Genomic DNA, 26,154 nt, shown 5'->3' with positions numbered 1-26,154 from the left:
AAATTTAGCGAGAATTTCACGAGCAAATAGAGAGTAGGGCGGCGAGGCAAATATTGCTCGCTGTTATCTCCAGCCCGCCGCAGCTCAAAGTTACGATAAGTCAAATCAACTCAGCCATCACTGCAAGCGTAAGGCTATAAAATTTAAATCAGCTCCGCGACCTATCGTTGAAGTCGCGAGGCTGTAGCAAGTAAATTGGTCTCGATACACAGCCGCGACTATATAAAGCCGCGGCAAGTCGAAATTGATATGCCTCGCCATAGCAAAACCACGGCGAGTTTGGCTAAAGCCCGTAGAGGATTGGCGTATCTAGTCCAAGCCAGCAATGAGCCAGTCTTAAAACCTAAACCGCCCCCCAATCCCTACTTCGCCCCTTTAGGCGGCATAAACGCGGTTAGTTTGATATCTTCGCCCGCCTTGTGTTTATAAAGCTCGATATTTACTAACGCCGTGTGCGCGATATTGCCGTTGGCAAGCTCACTCGTAGGAAGATCGATCGTAAGTACGTTCGGATTTCCGTTTTTGCAAAGCCCCTCGGCATTAGGATCGTACCACGCGCCTTCAAAGATCTGCACCACGCCGCGCATTATGTCGTCGCTTACGTTGGCTCCCGCCAAAATTTCTCCGCGAGCGTTATACACGCGCACCAGATCGCCCTGCTTGATACCGAGCTCCTTAGCATCCTCGGTATTGATCAGTACCGGCTCGCGATCCGCGACGGCGTATCTCTTGCGATTTGAGGTGTTGCTCTGCTGCGAATGCAAGCGATCAAGCGGATGCAGGCTAAGCAGATGAAATTTCGCGGGCTTATCCTTCATACCTAGCCACTCGACGGGCTCGAACCACATCGGATGCGCGCCGCAGTCTTTGTAGTTCATCGCAGCGATCGTATCGGAATAAATTTCAATTAACCCGCTAGGCGTTCCCAAAGCCTCCAAAACGGGATCATTTCTAAAATCCTCAAAGCTCACGTACGCAGCACTCTCCGGCGTTTCGTAAAATTCCGTCGGCTCGTTTTTCTCCCACCACTGCTCAAAGCTCGGCATCTGTATTCCCAAAGCGGTGTTTGCGTTCACGGCGCTTGCCGCTCCTTCGTAAAATTCTTTGATCCAATCCATCTCCGTTTTGCCGCCGTCCGTATAAGCCTCGGCAAGCCCGTCTGCGTAAGCCTTGCAAAGGTCGGTAAAAATTTGATAATCGTCCTTCGCGCCGTATTGCTTGGCGACGACCTGCTTCATCGGGATGATATGCATATTGGAGTAGTCCCCGCTCATCGTAATGTCGTTGCGCTCATACTCCGTCGTGGTCGGAAACACGATGTCCGCCATCTTCGCAGTAGGCGTCCAGTAAATTTCATTCACTACGATGGTGCGCGGCTTGCGCCAAGCCTTGATATTGGTGTTGGTGTCTTGATGATGCACGATAGGATTTCCGCCGACCCAGTAGATGAAATCGATCTTCGGATAGGTGATCTTTGTGCCGTTCGCGTCGATCGTCTTGCCCGGATTTAACAGCGCGTCCGCGATACGAGCTAGAGGGAAGGCGACCTTCGCCGTATTTACAAGCCACGCTTGAGTAGCTTCGCCGCCTTGCTTCTGATCCTGCGCAAGCCCTAGGAATTTGCCGTCCTTAACGACCCCGACGCTTGCCGCGTTCATTCCGCCGATCACGCCGCCCGCGCAGGTAGGCGCGCCGCCGTTAGCGTAGTGGTAGCTAAAGCCGAAGCCGCCTCCGGCAAGTCCTATCTGCCCCAGCATCGCGCACAAAGTCACGATCATCCAGTGCGCCTGCTCGCCGTGATGAGCGCGCTGGATACCCCAACCCGCCATTATCATCGTGCGGTTTTCGTAAAATTTTATCGCAAGCTCTTTTATCACGTCCGCGCTAATGCCGCAAATTTCACTAGCCCACTCCGGCGTCTTGGCTACGCCGTCGCTCTGCCCCGTGAGGTACGGTACGAATTTTTCAAAGCCCACGGTGTAGTTTTGTAAAAATTCCTTATCGTACTTGCCCTGCGAGTAGAGGTGCTGCGCCATGCCCAGCATCATCGCCACGTCGGTGTTCGGGCGAGGAGCGATCCATTTTGCCTTGCCCTCGAAATACTTGCCGCTTACGGTTTTGATCGGATCGATGATGATGATCTCTTTGTCGCTGTTTTTTAGCTGCTCGAAATACTTAAATCCCTGCTCGTCCGAGCTCGTCCACGCCACGCGAAGCGTAGAGATCGGATTGAGCCCCCAAAAGACCACGACTTTGGAGTTTTCAAGCACCACGGGCCACGAGGTTTGCTGCTCATAGACCTGATTTGAGCCCGTTACGTGCGGCATTATGACCTGCGCCGCTCCCGTAGAATAATCTCCCGTGACGCCCGTAAAGCCGCCGCTTAAGTTCATAAATCTATGAAGCAGCGTCCTTGAGACATGCACGTTGCCCGTGCTCTGCCAGCCGTAGCTTCCCGCAAACACCGAGTCTGCGCCCTTTTGCTCGCGCGTCTTTTTAAGCTCGCGCGCGACGAGTTTGATCGCGTCTTCATATTTTACCTCGACCCATTCGTCAAGTCCGCGAAGCTCCGGCTTAGGATTATCGGGATCGGCGAGGTAAGATTTTCGCACCATCGGCGCCTTGATACGCGTATTATAAACGAGATCCGCCATCGTATTTTGAAGCGTATTGGGAATTTTAGAGGTGATCTTCCACGGCGCGGACTTTACGATCTTGCCGTTTTTGACGCTCGCTTTTAAAATTCCCCACCGCGCCGCAGTTAAAATTTCGCCGTTTTTCTTAAGCGCGGTGAGTTTATCCGCCGCAAGCATCGAGCTTGGGATGAGCGGAAGCGCCGAGACCGCCGCGCCGAGCTTTAAAAAATTTCGTCTTTTCATTTCGTCTCCTTTAAATTGACATCTTTAGAGTGCTTTTGTAAATATTGCACCACCGCCCAGCTCTCGTCCTCGCTAATAGGCGTACGCGAGAGCATCGATTTAATGTAGCCGGGCCATTTGTTTGCCTCGTAGCTTGCGGGCTGATGCAAGGCATGGCAGACGCTACACGAGGTTTCGAATTTTTCTTTGGCTTCGGCGAAAATTTTATCCACGTCGCCGCTTAGCGCGCCCTCGTCGGTGTAGGCGGTTATTTTAACCTTATTAAAGCCGTCCTCTTCGCCCAAGCTCTCGCTTTGAAATTTAGCCTGCTTCGAAAACGCCACCGCGATTATGCGCGCTTTAGGCGTGAAATAAATAACGTTCGGCGCCTTTGGATTTTGATAGCCCGTGAGCGAAAATTTCACCACTCCGTCCTTAACCTCCAAGACCTCTATGGCGTTTGTGGGCAGCAGCCTGCCGTCCTTGTGTGACAAATCGCCACTTACGCTTACCTGCTTTAGCACCGTGCCGTAAAGCATCTCGCCCGCCTTAATCTCGGCGCCAGCGTAGCTTGCGATCGCTGCCGCAAGAGCCGCCGCAGCCGCAATAGAATTTAAAAACTTCATGCTTATCCTTTCTTAAAATTTTAAAAACTTCTCGTAAATCTGCCGTATAAAAAGCCCGCAAACATCACGGCCAAAACCACGGCGAATGCCGCAAACGCTACCTGCGCGCACTGCGCCGCGTCCGCAAATTTAATGCTCGGCACCAGATAAAATCCCTCGCCGTAAAATCGGCCGAAAAAGCTCTGCACTTCGCTAAGCGCGGTACCTGCGGGGAAGGACGGGGTGCCCGTGCAGCTTGCGGGGCGAAATAGCTCCGGCAGCAGGCTATCAAGCGGCGCCGCAAAAGGAAATGCGGGTGCGGCGAGGCAATTTGCGGTATCTGTGGCAGGGTGCGACACGGAGCTTTGCGTAAACCCGTATATCGCGCCCGCAAAGCCGAGCGCGTAGGCAACGAGCCTTGCTATGAAGCCAAACGGCAGCAGCAAGCCGATGAGCGCGCCCACGCCCGCTACGGCAAAGCCCAGACGCACGAGAGCGCTCGTCTGCGTAGGCGACATAAAAAGACAGCGCTGAAAGAAAAAATACGATACCGCAAGATAGCCTGCGCTTATCACAAAGAGCCAAAACCACGGCGTAGCGGTATTTTGCCACGCGTAAATCTTTAAGATCAATCTATTCAAGATCTCCTCCGTCTTATAAAATTCTTAAGAATACTTTTTAATCTTAAGATTTAAATTTATGAGAGAATTATAGCAGTAAAAGATAAAAAATTCATGTCTACATTGCCCTAAATATCGGAGTTTAATAAGCTTTAAGCTTAACGTATAAAATTTCAATTTTAAAATTTTGACGCTCCTTGCGTAACAGCGAAACATTTTTGAGATATGAAATTAAAATGGTAGATTTTATAAAATTTTATCTTTATTCGGGTCTGTTTTGATAAAAAATATAACCGATTTAAAACCCCGGGCAACTCCGACGCTCAATAAATATTATGAAGATGATATAATGAACCGAAATTTTAAAGAATATAACTTTATAATTTAAGGACGAGGTGCCGTGTGAAATTTAACATAAATGCCGTTATCGGCGGGGCGGATGATGTGCCGATCTATATGCCGGATATTATAAGAGCGGCAAGGCGAGAGATTAAAAGGGTTTTTAGCGATTTTGAAATGCACTCGCTGCAAAAGATCGATATTTGCCTTTGTTTGAGCGGGGAAGTGTCGAGATATTTTCCGAAATCGGGGATTTACCAGCCAAAATATTATCTTAAAAGCAAAAAAATGATCGCGTATATTCATTTTAGCTCAGACGAGTGGAGCTCCGATAAAAGGGCGAATGTAGATAAATTTTTAGAAAAGCTCAAGCAGTATCTTATGGAGCTTGGAGATATTACCGGGCGGAAAATTGCGAATAATAATTTGGAATTTGACGATACACGGTACAAAGATAATATAAACCTGGTTTTTGAAAATTTAGTAGTAGATCGTTGAAAGAAAATTTGAAAGGGTTATCTATCTGAAGCGGCAAAATTCCGCTTCAGATAAAGTGGACACTAGCCGAGCCCGTGAAATTCCAAACGCCCTTAAGACGCAAAATAGCGACGAGGCGAGTTTGGAATTTCATCATCAACGATAATTTAAAATTTTGCCTGAAATCTTATTGACGAGCTTAAGGCGCCTTGGTTAGCGCCCCGTAGAGCTTTAAAGCTCAAGCAGGCGATGCGCGAGCAGGGCAAAATTAATCTCGCGCGAGCGCTAAATCGCGGCTTTTAGCGCTTCAAATTTCGCGTCTTGCTCGGCTAGCAGCTGTCCTTTCTCATCGCGCGAGACATAAATTTTAAAAATATTCTCGCCCGCTTTGTCGTAAAAGCCCACGAATTTCGAGAGCATCCCCATGAAAGTCTGCGTCACGAGGATGATCTTATCAATCTCATCCGTCTTTAGATGGCCTGCTAAAATGCCCAGCCCGTGCGCCTCATCGCCATTTGCGCCCATACCGAAATTATAATATCCGCGCGCGCTCTTGCCGCTTGGGATCTTGGTTTTAAACTCGATGATGAAGCTCGGCGTATTTTTCACGAAAAGCACCTCGCCCCAGCTCTCAAGCTCCCTAATGACCTCGCAGAATTTATCGCCACCGGCGCTCTTGCCGAAGCGCTCGGGCAGATTTAGCAGCACGTCGATCTCCTTCGCGCCGAGCTCCTTGCAGATCTGCGCGATCGAAATTTTAGGATTTTGCGCGAACAGCGCCTCTATTCTCTCTTTCATTTTCATCCTTTCCGAAATAAAATTTTGAGCGCCATTATAATATAAAAATTCTAAGTTACAGATAACGGCAATCAATTAAAGAGGATTTGAAAAGCTTATTTGAAGAAAAATTTACCGCTACAAAGTGCTTATGCGTAGAATTTTAAGTGATAATACAAAGAATTTTATCTGCACGGAATTTTAGAATTCTAAAATTCCGCAAAGCTTTAGAGCTTTATCATAGCGGATCGTATCCGAAGCGATTGGACCCGCTATCGCCGCGCTGCACGAAAAACACAAGCAGCACTATCCAACCCACAAATGATACTAAAAGTCCGATATCGCCGAAAAAAGCACCCACGATCGGCGTTAAAATAAGCAGAAAAAACCAGCCGCTTCTATCCGTATCATGTAATCGCCTGACTGATACGGCGATGGCTGGCACTAGCATGGCTAGCTGAAAAAGCGCATCTATAATGCCGATTTCTTGATGAACGATCCTGCCGGCTATTATTTGATTATACCCTATCGTAGTGCCTAAAACGCCATCTATCAAGCTCAAAACAATCCCGCCAAGCACGGTAAATAGAAAAAACCACCAGTACTCCGACCTCGATGCTCGCCCGCTAAATGTGGCGTATTTTTGCTTTATGCAAGTTTGTACGGACTCCATAAAAGTCATTTAAAACTCCTTTTTTAAAATAATATAGGATTATACTAATCGCCCCTTAAATTTAAATACCTAAAACTCCCGCCCGTTCATCTGCCTTACGTGATACGCCAGATTCGCTAGATTGTAGCCACCCTTTGAAGCGGCAACCTCTCTAGTGCCATAAACCGCCGAAACATTTAAAACTACCGAAGCTAACCACCCTATGGCAAATACTAAGGCGAAAAGCTGCGAGTCAAGCGCTATCAAGACTAGAGTTACTATCTCCGTAGCTGCAATAACATAAAACGCTCTTAGATAGTTTTTCTCTCCGCTGCAATCATAAAGCTCTTTACTAACTAGCAGCTGATAGATCAGATATACCGCTGTGCATACGCAATAAATGCTTATCATAAAAACTGATGGTTTAAACAATTCAAATCCTACAAATATAGTGCTTACTGCGCTTATAGCCGAGGAAACTCCAACTATCACGGCGTTTGATAGCAGATCCGTGCTGCGTATAGCGCGCGCTAAAAAATATAGCCCCACAGCTAGGCATATCATAGATATAAGTCCGACACCCTCCAACGCGCCCACTTTATCTACATTCTTGATATATCTGCCTACCGCATTTAACGCCTCAAGCCCAAATGCTATGTAAAGGGTAGTTTTGGCAGTAGATAGATTTTCGCTCTGCTCTTTAGCGTCATCCGTATAAACATACAGGATTGCTCCCACGCCTACGGATACATTTAGCTTTCGCACCATATCAGGCAACCTAAAAAAGTCGCTAATAAGCCAGATTAAAAATAAAACATTGGGCACCGAGAAAATAACCATAAAATGAAAAAAGCCCTGTTCTATATCCTTTAGGTCTGATGCTTGCACGCCCAAATCCGGACGAGATGAATTTATAAGCGCCAGTAAATCGTTACCTTCTATACTCGTCCACATGACAGCAACCACTACTAAAAAAAGCCAGATGAGAAATGGCAGCCCGCCTAAAAGCTGAAAAATCGCAGAGATGATACGCCCAAGATAAAATCTATGCGCACCGAAAGGTCCAAGGAACATATAAAATACGTAGGCCTTATTTAGATCGTAAGCCTTAGCTGAGCTTTGCGTAGAGCTAATTCTATCGGAATTTGAGGAAGCTGAATTTTGCCAAGTGGAATTCTGCTCTGTAAAATTCTGCGAGTTTGCGGTATTCTCGGTAGAATTCAAGCCTTTCGCGTTAGAATCTTGCTCGCTAGAGCCTGTCGCAGCAGAATCTCGTAAAATAGAATTTTCTTCATCCAAGCCTTGAGCTGCAAAAGCTAAATTTTGCTCTATAGAATTCTGTGGCGTAAAATTCTGCCTTGTGGAAGTGGAATTTTGCTCTATAGAATTCTGAGCCGCAGAATTTTGCTCGCTAGTATCATCCGCCGCAAGTTCTTCTTGCGCTAAATCTAAATTCTCAGATTGCTCCTGTGGTTTCTCATCCAGGGACTTTTTTTCTTCGCCGCTTTTACGTCTTATGCTAGCTAGCGACGCAGGATTGCTGCTGCTGCCCCAAATATCTTCGCCCATCTGCTCTCCTTGATTTTTAAAGCAATTTTACCTGAAATTTAAGGAATTTCTGTATATTCGCCGCTACAAATTCAAAACAAAGGACAAAAATGCCAACAGTAACATTCCAAGGAAAGCCCGTAGAGCTAAGCGGGCAAGAGATAAATCTAGGCGATCGCGCGCCGCAAGTGCGCTTAGTAGCTCAAGATCTAAGCGAAATCGAGATCGCTAGCGGCAAGCACGTGCAAATCATCGTCGCCGTGCCGTCGCTAGATACGCCCGTCTGCGCGACGGAGGCACGCAAGTTCAACGAGCGCGTCGCATCGCTTCCTAACACCGAAGTAATCGTCGTTTCGATGGATTTACCGTTTGCGATGGGGAGGTTTTGCACGACTGAGGGGATCAAAAATCTACGCGTTGCAAGCGATTTCCGCGATAAGGAATTTTGCCGCCGCTACGGCACCCTAATCGCCAGCGGTGCATTAGCAGGTCTTAGCGCCAGAGTGATCTTCGTCATAGATACCGCAGGCGTCGTGGTTTATAAAGAGCTCGTAAGCGACATAGCCTCTGAGCCCGACTACGACGCAGCGCTAGATTTTGCAGAGCTCGTCGCTCGCAACAGCTGCTCTAACTGAGCAAGATAATAGATCCAAGGTTTGGATAATTTTCGCCTCGCTTTAGTTCACTACTTTAAGCAAATTCGCCCTACTGCAAGTAAAAAACGAAGTAGGGCGCTTAAAATTCTACTTCAATTTTACATTTTGATTTTACGCTTTAATTTGTGCTCCAGCGTACGCAAATCTGTTAACGCACAGCAATAACAAGCGAACAAGCACGAAATTTATAGGATCGCCTGCTGCTAGATTTTAAATTTAGCCATAGCGGGAGTTAAAATTTTAAAATTTGCCCGCTTAACTACTCCGCGCGATAAACTCGCTAAAGGAGATCTCGCAGGCATAAAATTTCACCCCGAGCGAGGCGAGTTTGTCTTGCAGCGACAACGCCATCTCCTCTATGCCGCTAAATACGCAAAGCGACAGATTTAGCGTCCTATCTTTAGTCGCCGCAAAGCTCTCGTCGTCAAAAAATTTCTTTAAAAACACTAGCGTTTTTACCTTGTCCGCGCCCAGATCCTCGATGAAAACGCTGAAATATTTATATCCCGGCTCCTCGCGCGCTTCATCTTCCTGCGCGTAGTCGTCCGCCAGCTCGCGGTAAAATTCGTTGTTTAAATCAGCAAGCACCGCGATCGCTTCAAGCGAGCAGGGCTTTTTAAGCGCGGCGAGGACGGTTAAAATTTCTTCAAATTTAACGATATCGTCCGCGACCTTGATCGGCTTCCATGAGCCCGCGCCGTGATAGGCGAAGTAAACGGGCGAGGCGTCGCCTAGGGCAAAATCCACGAAAAAGGGATCGTCCATGCCGTTACGCGCGATGACCCGCCAGCTCTTGCGCCACTGCCCTGGTGCGTCGTCTGCTAGCTCCTCGCCCGTTTTGCGGCTAGCAAGCCTATACCCCTCCTGAAAACTCTCAAACTCACCCTCGTCGGGGTAGAAAAAAGGCAGTAAAATGCACCCTGAAACGATGCGTTTGCGGATAAAATTTCGGATCAAATTGGGGATTTGCACGGCGCAGCCTTTGGGTTAAATTTGAGCGAATTTTAGCAGAGTTTTTTACTCCGCGCAAAATTTACGTTCAAATTTGACGGATTACAAAATTTGAGCGCAAAAAGACAAGCGGAAGTATTTTAAGATGGATTTGAATGTTGCGACGAAAATTTCGTCCCAAGACTAGGCAATTAGCCTGTCGCAGGGCGAAATTTTCTAGCTCATTCAAAGACGCTTAAAAGACGACGCGCTAAATTTTATAGCGACTGCAAAATTTTAGGTTTACCAAACGCCTGTATCGGCCTAATCTCCCCCTTAAATTTCTCGATTTGGGCAAGCACGGTGTGAGCCGAGTTGCTTTGTGCGAGACTCGACGTGCCTTTGTCAAACGTAAGCACGTTTACGCACCCGTGTTGGCAGAGGCTTTTCTCGCCCCAAACCTCGGGATCGTACCACGCGCCTTCACAGATCGCTGCAACGCGCTCGGGCACGATGTCGGTGATGAGCACGCCCGCTAGTATTTCGCCGCGGTCGTTAAACACGCGCACGATGTCGCCGTTCGCAAGCCCGCGCGCTTCGGCGTCTTTTGGATTGATAAGCACCGGCTCTCTGCCGCTAACCTCGGCGAAATTTCTGATGATCGAGTTGTTTAGCTGGCTGTGCAAGCGGTAGCGAGAGTGCGGGCTTACGATGTGAATCGGGTATTTCGCCGTCTTTTTCGCATCCCCCAGCCACTCTTTCGGCTCGATCCAAGTAGGCATCGGCGGGCAGTCGGCATAGCCCATCTTGGCGATCGTTGGCGAGTAAAGCTCAATCTTGCCAGATGGGGTGCCTAGGCGGTTTTTGGCGGGATTTTCGCGGAATGCCGCAAGGCGCGTGTATAGCGCGCTGCTCTCGTCGTCCTTTTCAAAGCGCACGAAGCCCTTGTCGTAAAATTCCTCAAAGCTAGGCATCGTTATATTTAGGCCTTTGGCTTGCTCTACGGCATCGGCGTAGAATTCCTTCATCCATCCTAGCTCATCCTTGCCATCGCTAAAGACCTCGCCGTATCCCCAGCGCTTGCAGATCTGCTCGCAGATCCAAAAGTCGCTCTTGCTCTCGCCCATCGGCTCGATTGCGGGCCTGTAAGCGACTATATATTCGCCCGTAGCGCCAGTTTGGTTGATGTCGTTGCGCTCGACCTCGACAGCGACGGGAAGCACAATATCGCTAAGCCTCGCCGTGCTCGTCCAGTAAGGCTCGGCGGTGATAACGGTATCAAATTTGCGCCACTGCTTGACGATATTATTCACGTCTTGATGGCGCGTAAACATCGATCCGCACGCCATATATGCGACTCTCATATGCGGCAGCTTGATCTTGGTGCCGTCGTAGTCAATCTGCTTGCCCGGATGCTCCAGCGCCTCGATACTGCGAGAGGACGGGATAGTGATATTTTTCGCGTTTTTCCAAGGCGCAGAGCCCGTGTTTTCATATTTTTCATCTATGCGCGTGCTAAGCCCTTTTAAAATCGGAGCCACTTTATTCGTAGCGCCTGCAGAACCGTAGCCCAGGCTAAATTCAAAGCCGAGACCCTCCTTGCCGATATATCCCAGCATCGCATTAAGCGCCACTAGCGCCCAGAAAGGCTGCTCGCCGTGATCTGCGCGCTGCAAACCGCGACCGATTAGGATCGTGGTCGGCTCCTTTGCAAGCGCCGTAGCAAATTTCGCAATAGCCTCCTCGCTAAGCCCGCAAATTTTGCTCGCCCAAGCTGCGTCCTTTACGATTTTATCGCTCTCGCCTAGAAAATACGCTTTAAATTTATTAAATCCGACGGTGTATTTTTTGATAAATTCCTCGTCGTAGAGGTTGTTCGTAAACAGATAATGGCACATGCCGATGATGAGCGCGGTGTCGGTATTTGGGCGCACGATGATATCTTCGCTGCCGTAGTAGCGCGCGGTGTCGTTTCTCATTACGTTTACGCTATAAGTTTTGATGCCCGATTTCTTAAGCTCTTGCATGCCGATATAACCGTCGTGCGTAGGCGGAATGGATGAAATTTGATTGGTTACTACAGGATCGGTCGCCCAAAATACAACGTTTTTAGCGTTTTTGACGATCGCTTTCCACGTAGTAGGCGCGTCGTAAACGGCGCTTGAGCCAAGCACGTGAGGCATTATAACAAGCCCCGCGCCGGTGGAGTAATCGCCGCTTTCCTCTACGTAGCCGCCTAAAATTTTAAGCATTCGGTGTGCTACGGTGCGTCCCCAGCCGATCTTACCGCTACCGCCCCACCAATAGCACTCACCGTAGATCGCCTCGGCGCCGTATTTGTCGAAATTTTCTTTCAAAGCCTTCGCCGCTAGATCAAGCGCTACGTCCCAGCTAACGCGCACGAACTCCTCTTTGCCGCGCAGTTCGCTCTTTGCCGCGCCTTTTGCCTTTAGATAGCTTTTGCGCACCATCGGATAGAGCACGCGGTTTTCGTTTTGGATATTATCGGGCAGGCTATAATTCATCGTGTTTGGAAATTTATCGCCCTCAAATTCGCTTACCGAAACGATCTGCGACGAGTTTAAATTTAGCCAAAAAGTACCGAATCTGTTCGCGCCGAATACCTTTTTGTTATCAAAAATCGTCTGCGTTACCCCCTCGATCCTGCTAGCGCTTGCTGCGCTTGCGCCTAAAATCCCTGCCTTTAAAAAGTCTCGCCTTTTCATCTGATCTCCTTTATCATTCAGGTTTTTTTGCGTTGTGTTGTAGGTATTTTATGATCAAATTTAGCTCGTCGCCCTCGAGCGCTACGTAGTTTGCATTGATCATCTCTTGTAAATTTGCAGGCCACTGATTTGCCGTGAAGCTCTTTGGCTCATGCAAGCGGTGACACGCCGAGCAGATCTGCTCATAGTTTGTCTTTGCCTCCGCATAAAGAGCCTTAGCGTCCTTGGCTACGGCATCCGAACTGATCTCATAAATTCCCTCGGCTTCGTACCAGATCTCGCCGTAATCGTCCTCGAGTTTTTTGCCCTTTTTAAAATTTTCTTCGGCTTCGTTCGTAAAAATCGCGTAAATTTCAGCTTCTTTCATATTTTTTTGTATTTGAAGCTGATAGTTTTCGCTCACGACGCCTTTAATTTTAATCTTGGTAACGCCACCTTCGCTGGATATCACCTCGATCGGTGTTAAAATTTCAGCCTCGCCGATTGCTTTGCCGTCTTGCGAGATCGCCGTGGTTTTGGAGATCACCTCGCCGCCGAAAAGCGAACACGCACAGATAAATGAGATAAAAATTTTCCTCATAAAGTATCCTTTCTAGGTTGTCTTTAACGCGAATTATAAATCAAAGATAAATTTAAATTTGTCGCGATTGCGACGAATTTATCCTTTTTATGTAAAATTTACGTGAAATTTTATGCAAAGAGCTGCTATGATAGATAGATTAAATAACGATTACAGCGAGAAATTCGACTTTTTAAGCAGGGAGCGGATTGCCAAATTTAGGCGCGAAAGCTACGCTCGCGGCGACGTGATCTACGCGCAGAAGTTTAAATTTATCATTCTGCTGCGCGGCAGGGCGAAGCTAAACTGCTACGAAAACGGCAAGGAATTTATCTTTAGCTTCGTAAAAAGCGGCGCCTACATCTGCTTGGATAAAAACACGAGCCTTGAAATTTTAAGCGACTGCGAGACGCTGCAGATCAATATCTCGGAGCTTTTCGAGCTGCTTGGAGACGAGTTTTCAAGCTCAATCATAAACGCGCTTATCAAAAACATCTACTCGCAGCGAATTTTGATAAAAGAGATCGTTTTTGCAAAAATTCAGACGCGGATTTTAAATTTCTTAAATCGCATCGCAAACGCAGATAAGATCGTGGAGCTTCCCTTTAATATAATGACGCTGGCAAGCCTACTTGGAGCGCCTCGCCAAAACGTCTCTCAGGCGATCACGAAGCTCGTAAACGACAAAAAGATCGTGAAATTAAAGGGCAATAGGATTAAAATTTTATAGTCTGAATCTGCGCGGCGGATCTAAATTTAAACGAGGAGGGATATTTTGAGCGAAACCGCCTCATAAAACAAAGGGCTAAACCCAAAATGGGATTAGCCCTAAATTTAGCTTATTTGTGAAGCTTATGTATGTGCTGCAAAGCTACGGTTTAAAAAATCGAACCTCTGCTTGCAGGTCGCAACGGGTCGTCTCCAAAGCGGTTGCGCCCGTTAGTGCCTTGCTGGATAAAAAATACGATCAATACTACCGGGCCTATTATCGGGATAAAAATTAACAGATAAAACCAGCCGCTTCTATCGGTATCATGCAGACGCCTTACTGCTACGGCGATAGAAGGTAAAAGTATTGCCAATAAAAAGATTGAGTTAATGAAACCGATCATTCTACCGGAACTCGTAACGGCATAGGTGCCTAAGAAGCCATCCAATACTAACGTTACGATTCCTAAAAGTGCCGCAAATAATGCAAACCACCAGTACTCTGAACGTGGCGCACGCCCCTCAAAATTGCAATAATTCTCTTTGAGACAAGTGCGAACAGACTCCATAAAAGTCATCTCAAACTCCTTTTAAAAAATAAGATAAATTATATAACAATGGCACTTAAATTTGTCCTTTATATTGATTAAATTTTAAAATTTACCTCCGCCGCCGCGCTATCTGGCAAATACATTAAAATTTATCTCGAATGAACTTAATAGCGAGCTGTTTGATAAGCGGAGGAGGGTAGGTTAGGCGGAACAAATTTTGCTTTTTCGCTCGCGCTAAATAACAAAGTAGGGCGACTGCGACTAGCACAATTATAATAGCGATTTTATCTGCTTTGCACCGCCATAGCTGCTCAAATTTTAAAATTTACTTTTCTTCGCAGCTTAAAATTTTAGAAATTTTTACAGCGTCGTAAGTTTTCGCCTGCGCTTTTAGAAACTCGCAAAGCTCTTTCTGCTCGCACAGACCGTGCGAGAGCAGAAATTTCGCCGTCATCTCGTCATCCAGCACCACAGCTACTTTGATAAGCGTTTCGATCTCCTTTTTATCGATGCTTGCAAAGCTTTGGAATTTTAAAATTTCGTCCAAATAGCGTAATCTCTCGTCGCGGAATTCTTTAAATTTGGCGCCCGCGGCAAACTCCCTCGCGGCAAGCGGCAGCGCCTCCTTATATCCGAGAATGGAAACGTTGTTGTCGCTTAGAAATATTAATTCGCTGCCCGCAACCGAGCCGACCACATCTTTCGTATCTCGCGCGCCGTTTGCAATCAAAAACTTAAACGCCGCGAAATTATCGTTCGATACCGCATCTAGCAGCAATCCGTTAGCTTTGACATCCGCGCCGTTTTGTACCAAAAGCTCTAAAAGTCGCATCGCATCGGCGCTATCAAAGTGATAAAGCTTCGCCGTCTCGCCGCTAAATTTCGAGCCGAAAAAGATCGCGAGCTTTAGCGGCGAGAAATAACCGCTATCTCCGCCGTAATTGAGATTTGGTTTAAATTTGAGGATTTTTTCTATCCGCTCGAAGTCGAATTTTGAATTTCGCAGCACCTTCGGATTAAAAATGAAAGCGGTGAAAATTCTATCTTTAAACTCCCCGAAATCCTCGTCGATCCTGCCCCTGTTTTGCGCCGCGAATTCTAAAAGCGCATCCAACCCCGCATCTATCTGCGCATCACTAGCATTTTCATCGTAAAAAATTTCAAAATTTGGCTGCGGCAAATTTGACGCCACCTGCTGCGTAGTAGAAGCCGCCGCATCCTCTTTAGCGGCGCCGAAAGCGCAGCCCGCAAGTAAAAGCCACAAAAAGATAAAATTTTTCATATCGTCCTTTCCATAAATTTTGCCCGATTATATCAAATCTAAGGCTAAATTTAACAGCGTCTTGAAATTTCATAAAAAGCAAACGGCAAATAAATTTAGCCCAAAAAAGCGCCTTTTGATTTTAATTTCGCTAGAATTAGTCATAAATAACCTAAACAAAGGAGCGGCAAATGAAACTACTTTTTACTTTGATCTTGCTTTGTGCGGGGCTTTTTGCAAACACGCTGCAAGAGATCAGAAATAGCGGCGTCATTAGAGTAGGCGTCAGAGACGGCAGACCGCCTTTTAGCGAGATTAGCGGTGGTAAATTTGAAGGCTTTGAGATCGAACTTGCCAATGCGATCGCAAAGGCGATTTTCGGTGCCAAACAAGGCGAAGTGCAGTTCGTCTCTCTAAGCGCCGCCGATCGCGTCTCGTATCTAGTCAATAATAAAGTCGATATAGTTGCAGCTACCTTCGTCATCGATTCGGCGCGTAAAAATCATGTGGACTTCTCGATGCCGTATTTTTCGACCAATCTCGGCGTGTTAACTCGCAAAGCAGACGCCATCAAAGATATATCGCGTTTGCGCGATATGAGGCTCATAACCGAAGAGGGCACGACCGTAGATGCATATCTTAAAAAAGAGAAATTTAGCAACGTAAGCTACTGCAAAAGCACAAGCGAATGCTACGCGATGATCCGAGACGGCAAAGCTGACGGATACATCAATTTAAATATCACGGTGCTAGCCTACGCCGTCGTGGACGATACGCTCGAAGTACCGTTTCAAAACTTCGGTAAGCCTGATTTCATCGGTATTGGCGTGCAAAAAGGAAATAAGGAGTTACTTGATTTCATCAACGCAGAGCTTGTCAAGCTAAGCAAAGAGGGCTTTTTCAAAAAGGCTTATCAGAATACCTTCGAGCCTTTTTACCGCGGCACGGCGGATAAAAAATACTTCCTGCTAGATGGAATTTATGACTTGCTATAAAAGCGTAAAGCTAGGAATTAAAATATAAAATTTATCGAAGGCAGTTTGCATAACGAATAAATCTTGGGATTTAAAATTTTTCAAATTCATTAAATTTTAAATCCCCACTTCGCCCCTAAATTTCAAACTTGCATACGCGCGGTGATTGAATTTTAAACCGCTTGCATTTATTTTCTCTAAAATATATAGTGCTATAATTATTCCGAAAACTAAAAAGTAGGGGGCTTTTTATGAGATTACTTTTTATTTTAGCCTTATTTTGCGCTAGCATTTTTGCAAATACACTAGATGAAATCAGGCAGGCAGGTGTTATCAGAGTGGGCGTGCGCGAAGGTCGTCCGCCGCTAAGCGAGTCTAATAACGGCAAGTTTGAGGGCTTTGAAATCGAGCTTGCTAGCTCGATCGCCAAAGATATTTTCGGCGATAAAAAAGGCGAAGTGCAGTTCGTAGCCGTAACCGCAGGCGAGAGAATCCCGTTTTTGAAAAATAACAAGGTCGATATGGTTATCGGCACCTTTATGATTACGCAAGAGCGCAAGAAGCAGGTGGATTTCTCGCTTCCGTATCTATCGGTAAATTTTGGCATTGTAACGCGTAAAGAGGATCAAGTGAAGGACTTTGCGCAAGTTCGCGATATGAGAATTTCGATCGAAAAGAACCCAAACGGCTCGATGACCGAGCGATATCTGCGCAAAGAGAAATTTAGCAATTTAGTTTACTGCAAAAATACCTCCGAGTGCTATGCGATGATGAAGGACGGCAGAGCCGACGGCTACGCCAATGACAACATCATCGTCCTAGCTTATGCCGTCGTGGACGATACGCTCGAAGTGCCGTTTAAAAACCTAGGCGCGGCAGAATTCTTAGGCGTCGGCGTGCAAAAGGGCAACAAGGAGCTACTGGATTTCATAAATTCCGAGCTCATCAAGCTAAGCAAAGAGGGCTTTTTCAAAAAGGCGTATGAGGATACTTTCGAGCCGTTTTACCGCGGTACTGCGGATAGAAAATACTTCCTTTTAGACGGAATTTATAACATGCTTTAGACCTTAGAATTCTAAGGCGCGGGATTTTTAAATTTTAAAATTCCGCTTCGCACGCGGCGAGTGGAATTCTACGATCTGCAAATTTTGGGATTTTTGTAGCTGCAAAATTTCGTAAAATTCTAAAATTTAAAATTTTATCTCACGCTTGCTCGGTTTTAGAATATCTATTCCATTCAAAGCAAAATTCTACGCTACGAACATAGTTTTACCCGCACTGCGAATTTTAAAATCCGTGCTGCAACAAAATCCCCTAGACAAGCGCGATAAATTTGATAAGGATAAAATTCTGCGTGAGGAGAAATCTAGCTCTCAGCAAAAGCGCAGTCGCCGCAGATGCTATTTTAAGCTTTCAGCCGTTAAATTTTACTCAAACGCCTTGTAGTGTGCCTCGTCGGCAAACTCGAGCATCTCGCGATCGCCTCTGCTGTCGCCGTAAGCGATAACGCGATCGAAAGCCTGCACGTCGTATGCCGCACGCACGCGAGCGACCTTTTGCGCGCCGTAGCAGTTCTGCCCCTCGATCTCGCCCGTGATGATGCCGCCTTTGCGCCGTATTTTAGTGCCTAAAAGCTCCAAGCCCTGCGCCTCGCACCACGGACGCAGCCAGTCTTCGAGCGAGGCAGTGACGATGACGATCTTATCGCCCGCGGCTTTGTAGCTTGCGATCTTGTCCATCGCGCTTTGTTTTAGGATATCTTCGATGTGAGTGGTGGAGTATTTTTTGCAAATTTTATCGAATTTATCGGCGCTCATGCCCGCAAAAAAGTGGCCCAAAAGCTTTCTGCGCGTAAAATTATTACTCGTAAGGCCTAGTTTATACGCCGCCAAAATGGGAGATAGCACCAAAATCCCGCGAAAAAATTTCTTAAATCCGACTACGTAGGCGACGAACTCGAGCAGCGAATCATCGCGCGTGATCGTGCCGTCAAAGTCGAATAAAACAAGATTCATTACCTCTCCTAGCAAAATTTTAGCAGCGCAAATTTTAAAATTTGCCTATAAAAAAGGCGTGAAATTTAAAAGCTAAATTTCACGCCGAATTTTAAAATTTCATCCAAAAAATTCTATTTTTTCGCCATTCGTCTGCGCGTCGTAGGATCCAGGTATCGCTTGCGCACGCGGATATTTACGGGCGTAACCTCCACAAGCTCGTCCTCCTCGATCCACTCCAGCGCGCGCTCTAAATTTAATGCGCGCGGCGGCACGAGCTTGATCGCATCATCGCTACCGCTGGCGCGGACGTTGGTTAAATTTTTACCCTTGATCGGATTGACGTCCAGATCGTTCGGGCGGCTGTGCTCGCCGATGATCATGCCCAGATAGACCTTCGCCTGCGGAGCGATAAAAAGCACGCCGCGATCTTGCAGGTTCCACAGGCTGTATCCTAGCGCCACTCCGTTTTCCATGCTCACGAGCGCGCCGTTTTGCCGCTTCTCGACCGCGCCGATGAAGGGGCGAAATTCCAAAAAGCTATGATTCATCACCCCTTCGCCGCGAGTATCGGTCAAAAACTGCGAGCGAAAGCCGATGAGACCGCGCGCCGGGATCTCAAACTCCATGCGCGTCTGCCCGTCACCGGTAGGATTCATCACCTTCATCTCAGCCTTTTTACGACCGAGCTTTTCGATGACGGTGCCGGTGCAATCATCGGGCGCGTCGATGACTAGATGCTCGAAAGGCTCGCATTTGATGCCGTCGATCTCTTTGATGATAACTTCCGGACGTCCGAGGCAAAACTCAAAGCCCTCGCGACGCATATTTTCAGCCAAAATCGTGATCTGCAGCTCGCCGCGACCGCTTACTTTAAATTTACCCTCGCCCGCGTTTTCATAGCGCATCGCGATGTTGGTTTTCATCTCCGCTTCCAAGCGCTCGTCGATCTTATTTGAGGTTACGAATTTACCCTCCGTGCCGGCTAGCGGTCCGTCATTTACGCTAAAAATTACGCTAAGGGTCGGCTCTTCGATATGCAGCGCATCAAGCGGAATCGGATTATTGGGATCGACGATGCTATCGCCTACGTCAAGCGCGTCAAAGCCCGCAATCGCTACAATGTCGCCGGTGCCCGCCGTATCAATGTCGGTGCGCTCAAGTCCGTTAAAGCCGATCAGCTTTGAAATTCTACCGTTGATGTGCGTGCCATCGGCTTTGGCTAGCATAACGCTTTGGTTTTTGTTTATCGTGCCGTTGAAAATCCTAGCGATGCCGATCTTTCCGACGTAGTTATCGTAATCGAGCGTGAAAACCTGCAGCTGCAGCGGATTATCATCGCTACCGCTCGGAGTAGGGACGTGAGAGATGATCGTCTCAAAAAGCGGCTTCATATCGGCGCTTGCGTCGTTTAGATCGTATTTTGCGTAGCCGTTTTTGGCCGCGGCGTAGATGACGGGGAACTCTAGCTGCTCGTCGTTTGCGTCAAGCGCTACGAAAAGATCGAAAATTTCATTTACCACGCGGTCCGGATCGGCTGCGGGCTTGTCGATCTTATTTACGACTACTATCGGCCTAAGCCCCAAAGATAGCGCCTTTTTTACGACAAATTTTGTCTGCGGCATGACTCCTTCTTGCGCATCGACGAGCAAAAGCACGCCGTCTACCATCTTTAGCACGCGCTCGACCTCGCCGCCAAAATCGGCGTGGCCCGGAGTGTCAATGATGTTGATTTTAACGCCGCCGTAGTGGATGGCGGTGTTTTTGGATAGGATCGTAATACCGCGCTCGCGCTCTATATCGTTGCTGTCCATCACGCGCTCGCCGACTTCTTGGTGATTACCAAAGGTGCCGGATTGTTTTAAAAGCTCATCTACGATAGTGGTCTTGCCGTGATCAACGTGCGCGATAACCGCGATATTTCTGATATTTTCCAAATTTTTCTCCGTTTATAATTTCAAAAACTGATGATTATACTAAAAAAATTCTTAAGATAAAAATTTACGAATACTCTTTGACTTCGCAGACAAAAAACTCATACACGCGCTGTTGGATCAGCGCATCCTCGTCATCATCTCCGATCAGACGGCGCAGATGCGAAAAATCGATCTTTTTGATATATTTTTTGTTATTTTTGATATCTCTGTCGATCTCTTTTAGAAGCGAGTCTAAATTTAAGCTTTTATAGGTCTTTGCCTTTAAAATATATTCTTTTACGATGGAGACCAGCACGCCGATGCGCTGCTCGTCGCCTGGATAAATTTCACCCGCTATATCTTTAATCGCGTCATAATCCTCGTCGGTCTGCTTCTTTTTGGCAAGCAGCATCGCGGCAAAAATTTTAGCTCTGAACTCGATAGAGCGATGATGAGGGATAAAGACCTCGCGAAATACGGATAGAAGATGATTTTTAAAATTCATTTATAACCTTACTTTAAGAAACATTTCCATATAATCCCGTTTGCCCTTTCTTAGACCTGTGCAATGCTTTTTTTAGGCACCGCTTCAGGGTAGGAATACAGCAGAGCACTTAGATCTCGCATGTGCCGCAGCCATCTGGGAAGGGGTTTTACAAATCGATCCTATTAAGCCCGAAATGCTCTTTGAAATCCTCGCAAACACTCTGAAAATCAACGCCTTCAATTTTCGGCTTTGATTTGAAAAACTCTAACATCGAACTATACCCGCTAAGCAGCTCCTTGCTCTTTACGCCGTAACTAATCGAAATCCCCGCCTCAAAAAATGCCGCGAGTTTGTCGCAATACTTAAGCGCCTTGCCGTCGATTGCGCGAAATTTATCTTCGTTAAACATCTTTAGGCTGCCCTCTGCAAATTTAGGCTCCTTGCCTAGCTCGAAGGTGCGGTTTTCAAACTCGTCTTTTATAAATTTACCGCCCTCTTTGCGGATACCCAAAATATAGCTAAAATCATCTCTCATATGTTCCGGCACGAAAGGTAAAATTTTATCGTCTATCAGCCGCATCTCATATTCGCTGATGATGTCGCTAAGGCCTTTAACGCCGTATTTTACGGGGCTAATGATGTCGCGAGTGAGGCTTTCTGGTAGATCGTGAAATAGCGCGCAGAAAAAATTATATGCCGTGCGCGAGCGACACGCACCCACTTCAAGCGAGAAAAAGTAACTTAAAATCGCAACTACCAGCATGTGTCCCAGCACCGATGTCTCAGGGATGCGCGGCGTCTGCGCCCAGCGTTTTTGAAAACGAAGTCTGCCACTAAGATCAACTATGCGGGCAAGTTTTTTATTCATCACGATCTTTCGCACGCCGATTAGCTCGTAATAATCCTCGAGCTCCTCCTCGACCTTGGCTTTTAGTTCTTCAATATCATTTAAAAACTGGCTCGTTTGATAGACGATGTTAAATTCCCACCGCGTAGAGAGGTAGCTCGCCGCCTTTAAAATCACGGCTTCTTTCTTATGATCTTTGGAATTTAGATATTTTTTAAATCGCTCGAAAAAGGCGCCGTTTTGAATAGGCAAAAGATCGCTTTCCAGGACACTTAAAACCCATTCGTTGATCTTTTTTTTCTTGGTTTTTTGTATCTGATGAAAGACATCTGGGCGGATGTCGGTTACTACGATACGCGCTAAAAACTCGAAAATCCCCGCTTCTATCACGTAGTTGATATCCACATCGCGCTCAAAGCTAGCAATAAAATAAGCAATGATAAATTTATGTGCCTGTTTGTCGAGCTCGACTAAACTCACCATCTTTGGGTAATCGTTCCAACGGCTAATGCTTGCGGATTTAAAAATTTGTTCGACTAAATTTGAGCTTATCATCGGTAAATTTGATCCGAGTTTATTTCGATTACCGTGTGGACGTTACCGCGCGGATTAAAATCGCCCGTGATTTTCATAAATTTAGGCTTTAGCTTGCTTTGAAGCGCGCCGTAAATTTCATTTATGCTATCTTCGTGGCTGATATATCGGTTCATAAAGGAATTTATGTAAATTTTAATCGCTTTAAGTTCGACCACGAACTTATCCGGGATATATTCCAAATAGATCGTCGCAAAGTCCGGATAGCCCGAACGCGGGCAGCGGCAGCAAAACTCGGGCAGGGTGATTTTTATTAGATAATCACGCTCCTGTTTATTGGGCCAAACTTCTAAATTTTCGATGTCAAATTTCTCAATTTCCTCTTCGCCGTATCTCACTGCACTCTCCTTAAATTCGATATATCGTTCGGCTTTTCGACGCAAAATCCCTGAATATAATCAATACCCATTTTATAAAGCTGCATTTGAAATTCCTGCTTATCTACAAAGCGCATTATGGTTTTGATGCTCGATTTTGCGCAGGCTTCGTTGATGCTTATAAATATATTTTTAATCTTTTCATCGTCTAAATTTTTGTTAAATTCTATATCATAAACGATAAAATCGACGTTTAGAAATTTTAAATATTCAAAGCTAGCGTTTGAGCCGCCAAACTGCGACAGCGCGAAGCTAAATCCAAGTTCGCGGAATTTAATCAAAATTTCATCAAAGCGCTTAATCTCCGAATAGATAAGCCTTTCGTTAAACTCAAACACGATCTTTTTCGGATCGATTAGATTATTATCGATAAGCTTTAAAATTTCATTACGAAACTCGTTATTTCGCAGGGTCTGAGGCATAATCTCGATAAAAATTTTAGCGTCGATATCTTTAAAATAGATGATCCTAGAAATCTGCCTCATCATCGAAATATCGTATTTGATGTCATAATGATTTAGAAGCAAAATATCTAAAATTCTACTTTTTGTGATCTTTTCGCCGCTTCTTAGATCGAGCTTTGGAATTAAATTTATATGTGATTTTACGCCGTTTTTATCTGCAACGCGCTGATATTTAAAGCTAAAATTTTCACTATCGATCGCTTCCATTACGTCGGCGGAAAATACGTCAATTAATACTTTCTCTACGTCAATAGCCTTCTCGCCGTGCTCTTCGTCGTCCAGGTGATTTATCTTATAAAATAGAGCATTTACGATATTATTTAGGTTGCGATCATAGGAGCTTGGAAGCATTGCAAATTCGCTTTTTATCTCTACATTTTTAATCGTTTGACTTGAAATTTTATGCTCGAACATCCGCAAAATATGGCTTAAATTCGTAGCTTTTGATTCTACGCCGAATACAAAGTAGCCGTTTATAAAACGCCCAATCGGAAGGTCCTTAAAGCCCTGTTCCGCCATAAAATTTGAAAGTTCTTTACAATACTCATATAAAATTTCATCGCCGTTTTTATAACCGTATCGATCGTTTATGTCGATGATATTTTTAATTCGCAAAAGAACAATATTTATTTGACGATTTTTGGCTAGATCATTACTCAAAATTTTCTCGATCTCCTCGCGCACGAATACGTGAGTAACGGGATCGATCAGCGTCTTTTGAAAGCCGAAGTAAATTTGATAGATAACATAATAAACATAGCAGATTAAAAGTATCGAAAATAAAATTACGTCATCAAATTTAAACTCACCATTTCGGAATAAAATAATTCCAAAAACAATCAAAACGCAGGTAAATGGCACCGAAATTTTAAGTGCCGTTATGAAACGATTTTCGCGCTCTTTGGTCTCACTAAATAGCATCTAAACGTCCAAATGTTTTACATCTTTTGCATGATCTTGGATGTAGTTTCGGCGCGGCTCGACCTCGTCACCCATGAAAAGATTAAAGGTATCGCTAGCACTCTGTGCATCGGCTATATTTATTTTTAACAACCTTCGATTTTCAGGGCTCATAGTGGTTTCCCAAAGCTGCTCCGGATTCATCTCTCCAAGACCTTTATAGCGCTGAATATAAGCGCCTTTTTTCGAGCTTTTTTCGATTTCGTCTAAAATTTCAATAAAATCCTTGCCAAAGCTTACATCCCGCTCTTTGATCTTTGAATAAACTCTGATCGCCTCTTCAAAGATATAATTGCCGAATAAATTCTCATCTATCACGAGCTGTTCCAAGCCGCTCGGAGTTTGGACATAAATTCTAATGCCTTCATCATTTACGTAGGAATTTAAGATGTTAAATCCTTCGCTTTCCAGGCGCGGCTTTAAAATTTTAAATAGCTCCTCGTAGCCGAGGCTTCGCACTTCGTCGTTTTCTATCAAAAATCTGATCGCGCTAAGCACGCTAAAGCGCTTTTTAAGTTCGTTCAAAAGCGAACGGTAGTTTGAAACAATTTTTAGATAATCGATTAGATCCTCGTTGCCGATGCCTTCAAACTCGCCCATATCAATGCCAGTTTCGATCAAAAACTCGCTAAGCGCCTTTTCGTCTTTTAGATAAATTTCTTTTTTACCCTTTTTATATCTAAAAAGCGGCGGCTGTGCCAGATAAACATAGCCGTTTTCCACGATAGGACGCAAAAATCTAAAGAAAAATGTTAAAAGCAGAGTCTGAATGTGGCTACCGTCGACATCTGCATCGGTCATAATAATGATTTTGTGATAGCGAAGCTTTTCTTCGTTAAATTCCTCGCCGATACCGCAACCAAAGGCCGTGATCATATTTTTAATCTCTTCGGATTGTAAAATTCTATCCAGGCGCGCCTTTTCTACGTTTAAAATTTTACCTCTAAGCGGCAGAATCGCTTGAAACACGCGGTCTCTTCCCTGCTTCGCCGAACCGCCCGCGCTATCGCCTTCTACTAGATAAATTTCGCTAATACTCGCATCCTTGCTTTGGCAATCGGCTAGCTTTCCGGGAAGGGTTCCGACGGAATTTATATTGTCTTTTTTGCGCGTTAGATCGCGTGCTTTTTTTGCCGCTTCGCGACCGCGCGCGGCTAAAAGAGCCTTATTCATAATGGCGCGCGCTTCGATCGGATTTTCTTCAAAATACTTGCTAAGCACCTCAAACGCCATCTTTTGCACGATCGGCTTAACGTAGCTGGAGCCCAGCTTACCTTTAGTCTGTCCTTCAAACTGCGGCTCGGGAACCTTTACGCTAATTACCGCGATAAGTCCCTCGCGAACGTCGTCGCCGGTGATCTTCGTGTCCTTTTCGCGTGCAGCCGCATTTGCCGCGACGTAATTTGTTATAGCGCGCGTAAGACCCGCTCTAAAACCAGCCTCATGCGTACCGCCGTCCGGAGTTTTAATATTATTTACGAAGCTTAATAAATTTTCGCTATACGTTTCGTTATACATCAGCGCAAAATCCACCATAACATCTTCCGCGCTATCGCTAAACGATACGGCTTTGGATATGGCAGGCGCTTTATTCATATCATTTACGAAGCTTTCCAAGCCGCCTTCGAAGTGAAAGTGCTCGTCCCTGCCCGTGCGGTTATCTTTAAAATTTATCGTAATTTTTGGATTTAGATACGCTAGCTCGCGAAATCTTTTTGATAAAATTTCATCGTCAAATTCTAAAATTTCAAAAATTTCGCCGTCGGGCCAAAACTCGATCGTAGTGCCCGTGCGATTAGTAGTTTTCATCTTTTCAAGCTCGGTAGTAGGAATTCCTTTGGCAAATTCTTGTCTATAAATATTTCCATCCCGTTTGATCGTAGCAACGAGCTTTTTTGAGAGCGCATTTACGACGCTAACGCCCACGCCGTGCAGACCGCCGGAGACTTTATAAGTGTCTTTGTCAAATTTACCGCCTGCGTGAAGCACGGTTAAAACTACCGTCGCGGCAGGAATTTTTTCGGTCGGATGTATATCAACGGGAATCCCACGACCGTTATCGCTAACGATACAACTTCCCTCGTTTGTGATTTCGACGTCGATTGTGTCGCAGTAACCTGCCATCGCCTCGTCGATCGAGTTATCCACTACCTCGTAGATCATATGGTGAAGTCCGCCGATATTGGTGTCACCAATATACATTCCTGGGCGCTTTCTAACGGCTTCAAGACCCTTTAAAACTTTAATATTACTAGCGCCGTAATTTTGCTTCAT

23 protein-coding genes and 1 other RNA gene are annotated in these 26,154 nt (G+C 45.8%); 6 read left to right on the top strand and 18 right to left on the bottom strand.

Features of this window, described 5'->3' with window-relative positions; all coding sequences use genetic code 11:
- Positions 1–362 precede the first annotated feature (362 nt).
- The 3 genes from QZ176_RS01245 to QZ176_RS01235 are packed head-to-tail and all read right to left on the bottom strand — an operon-like array spanning position 363 to position 4,104.
- Positions 363–2,879: a molybdopterin guanine dinucleotide-containing S/N-oxide reductase gene (locus QZ176_RS01245; RefSeq protein WP_295150570.1), complete on the bottom strand. Its 2,517-nt coding sequence runs from the start codon at positions 2,877–2,879 to the stop codon at positions 363–365.
- Positions 2,876–3,484, bottom strand: coding sequence for a cytochrome C (locus QZ176_RS01240; RefSeq protein ID WP_295150567.1), 609 nt, complete (start codon positions 3,482–3,484; stop codon positions 2,876–2,878). The genes QZ176_RS01245 and QZ176_RS01240 overlap by 4 nt, the downstream gene beginning before the upstream one ends.
- Before the next feature lie 20 nt (positions 3,485–3,504).
- The gene (locus QZ176_RS01235; protein WP_295150564.1) at positions 3,505–4,104 is read right to left on the bottom strand and encodes a disulfide bond formation protein B; all 600 of its coding nucleotides are present in this window, start codon (positions 4,102–4,104) and stop codon (positions 3,505–3,507) included.
- Between the two features lie 381 nt (positions 4,105–4,485).
- Between QZ176_RS01235 and QZ176_RS01230 the strand changes: the two genes are divergently transcribed.
- Positions 4,486–4,920, top strand: coding sequence for an Imm12 family immunity protein (locus tag QZ176_RS01230; RefSeq protein ID WP_295150562.1), 435 nt, complete (start codon positions 4,486–4,488; stop codon positions 4,918–4,920).
- A 264-nt stretch (positions 4,921–5,184) separates the two neighbouring features.
- Here QZ176_RS01230 and hutX read toward each other — a convergent pair whose 3' ends face one another.
- The 3 genes from hutX to QZ176_RS01215 form a co-directional block, all read right to left on the bottom strand.
- Complete coding sequence (gene hutX, locus QZ176_RS01225) at positions 5,185–5,697, bottom strand: heme utilization cystosolic carrier protein HutX (RefSeq protein ID WP_295150559.1); 513 nt, start codon at positions 5,695–5,697, stop codon at positions 5,185–5,187.
- Positions 5,698–5,914: 217 nt separating this feature from the next.
- Positions 5,915–6,358 carry a DUF805 domain-containing protein gene (locus QZ176_RS01220; protein WP_295150557.1) on the bottom strand — a complete coding sequence of 148 codons (444 nt, stop codon included), beginning with the start codon at positions 6,356–6,358 and terminating at the stop codon, positions 5,915–5,917.
- Positions 6,359–6,418: 60 nt separating this feature from the next.
- Positions 6,419–7,897 (bottom strand): NINE protein, encoded by a 1,479-nt coding sequence (locus QZ176_RS01215; protein ID WP_295150553.1) that lies wholly within the window; start codon positions 7,895–7,897, stop codon positions 6,419–6,421.
- Positions 7,898–7,986: 89 nt separating this feature from the next.
- Between QZ176_RS01215 and tpx the strand changes: the two genes are divergently transcribed.
- Complete coding sequence (tpx, locus tag QZ176_RS01210; RefSeq protein ID WP_295150552.1) at positions 7,987–8,511, top strand: thiol peroxidase; 525 nt, start codon at positions 7,987–7,989, stop codon at positions 8,509–8,511.
- Between the two features lie 276 nt (positions 8,512–8,787).
- On the opposite strand, the gene QZ176_RS01205 is transcribed toward tpx, so the two are convergent.
- The 3 genes from QZ176_RS01205 to QZ176_RS01195 form a co-directional block, all read right to left on the bottom strand.
- On the bottom strand, positions 8,788–9,504 hold the full coding sequence (locus QZ176_RS01205; RefSeq protein ID WP_295150549.1) for a hypothetical protein: 717 nt from the start codon (positions 9,502–9,504) through the stop codon (positions 8,788–8,790).
- Positions 9,505–9,740: 236 nt separating this feature from the next.
- Entirely contained in the window at positions 9,741–12,188 is a 2,448-nt protein-coding gene (locus tag QZ176_RS01200) for a molybdopterin-dependent oxidoreductase (protein ID WP_295150546.1), read from the bottom strand.
- A 13-nt stretch (positions 12,189–12,201) separates the two neighbouring features.
- Positions 12,202–12,768 (bottom strand): hypothetical protein, encoded by a 567-nt coding sequence (locus QZ176_RS01195; RefSeq protein ID WP_295150544.1) that lies wholly within the window; start codon positions 12,766–12,768, stop codon positions 12,202–12,204.
- A gap of 127 nt (positions 12,769–12,895) precedes the next feature.
- On the opposite strand from QZ176_RS01195, the gene QZ176_RS01190 reads away from it, so the two are divergent.
- Positions 12,896–13,477, top strand: a complete 582-nt coding sequence (locus QZ176_RS01190) for a Crp/Fnr family transcriptional regulator (protein WP_295150539.1) — start codon at positions 12,896–12,898, stop codon at positions 13,475–13,477.
- A 148-nt stretch (positions 13,478–13,625) separates the two neighbouring features.
- Here the strand turns inward: QZ176_RS01190 and QZ176_RS01185 are convergent, their stop codons facing one another.
- Positions 13,626–14,033, bottom strand: coding sequence for a DUF805 domain-containing protein (locus QZ176_RS01185; RefSeq protein ID WP_295150538.1), 408 nt, complete (start codon positions 14,031–14,033; stop codon positions 13,626–13,628).
- A gap of 298 nt (positions 14,034–14,331) precedes the next feature.
- Positions 14,332–15,288, bottom strand: coding sequence for a hypothetical protein (locus tag QZ176_RS01180; RefSeq protein ID WP_295150535.1), 957 nt, complete (start codon positions 15,286–15,288; stop codon positions 14,332–14,334).
- Positions 15,289–15,458: 170 nt separating this feature from the next.
- Here QZ176_RS01180 and QZ176_RS01175 point away from each other — a divergent pair, with 170 nt between their 5' ends.
- Together QZ176_RS01175 and QZ176_RS01170 are read left to right on the top strand one after the other, a co-directional pair.
- Complete coding sequence (locus QZ176_RS01175; RefSeq protein WP_295150533.1) at positions 15,459–16,262, top strand: transporter substrate-binding domain-containing protein; 804 nt, start codon at positions 15,459–15,461, stop codon at positions 16,260–16,262.
- Positions 16,263–16,492: 230 nt separating this feature from the next.
- Positions 16,493–17,305, top strand: coding sequence for a transporter substrate-binding domain-containing protein (locus tag QZ176_RS01170; RefSeq protein ID WP_295150531.1), 813 nt, complete (start codon positions 16,493–16,495; stop codon positions 17,303–17,305).
- Between the two features lie 363 nt (positions 17,306–17,668).
- On the opposite strand, the gene QZ176_RS01165 is transcribed toward QZ176_RS01170, so the two are convergent.
- The 3 genes from QZ176_RS01165 to QZ176_RS01155 all read right to left on the bottom strand — a co-directional run bounded on the left by QZ176_RS01165 (position 17,669) and on the right by QZ176_RS01155 (position 20,656).
- Entirely contained in the window at positions 17,669–18,256 is a 588-nt protein-coding gene (locus QZ176_RS01165; protein ID WP_295150529.1) for an HAD-IB family hydrolase, read from the bottom strand.
- Between the two features lie 113 nt (positions 18,257–18,369).
- Complete coding sequence (typA, locus tag QZ176_RS01160) at positions 18,370–20,172, bottom strand: translational GTPase TypA (RefSeq protein ID WP_295150528.1); 1,803 nt, start codon at positions 20,170–20,172, stop codon at positions 18,370–18,372.
- 64 nt (positions 20,173–20,236) lie between these two features.
- Positions 20,237–20,656, bottom strand: a complete 420-nt coding sequence (locus QZ176_RS01155; protein ID WP_177386922.1) for a hypothetical protein — start codon at positions 20,654–20,656, stop codon at positions 20,237–20,239.
- Between the two features lie 47 nt (positions 20,657–20,703).
- Here QZ176_RS01155 and ffs point away from each other — a divergent pair.
- An RNA gene (gene ffs, locus QZ176_RS01150) (signal recognition particle sRNA small type) lies at positions 20,704–20,801 on the top strand.
- Positions 20,802–20,804: 3 nt separating this feature from the next.
- Here the strand turns inward: ffs and QZ176_RS01145 are convergent.
- Genes QZ176_RS01145 through gyrB form a run of 4 tightly spaced genes read right to left on the bottom strand, consistent with a single transcriptional unit; the run spans position 20,805 to position 26,154 of the window.
- A complete protein-coding gene (locus QZ176_RS01145; RefSeq protein ID WP_295150526.1) occupies positions 20,805–22,040 on the bottom strand; it encodes an HD domain-containing protein in 1,236 nt (411 codons plus the stop codon).
- Positions 22,037–22,417 (bottom strand): preQ(1) synthase, encoded by a 381-nt coding sequence (queF, locus tag QZ176_RS01140; protein ID WP_295150523.1) that lies wholly within the window; start codon positions 22,415–22,417, stop codon positions 22,037–22,039. The genes QZ176_RS01145 and queF overlap by 4 nt, the downstream gene beginning before the upstream one ends.
- The gene (locus QZ176_RS01135) at positions 22,414–23,841 is read right to left on the bottom strand and encodes an EAL domain-containing protein (RefSeq protein WP_295150521.1); all 1,428 of its coding nucleotides are present in this window, start codon (positions 23,839–23,841) and stop codon (positions 22,414–22,416) included. The genes queF and QZ176_RS01135 overlap by 4 nt, the downstream gene beginning before the upstream one ends.
- Positions 23,842–26,154, bottom strand: coding sequence for a DNA topoisomerase (ATP-hydrolyzing) subunit B (gene gyrB / locus QZ176_RS01130; RefSeq protein ID WP_295150518.1), 2,313 nt, complete (start codon positions 26,152–26,154; stop codon positions 23,842–23,844).

The organism is uncultured Campylobacter sp. (assembly GCF_905373215.1).
Lineage (GTDB): Bacteria > Campylobacterota > Campylobacteria > Campylobacterales > Campylobacteraceae > Campylobacter_B.
This window is presented reverse-complemented; position numbering and strand designations above follow the sequence as displayed.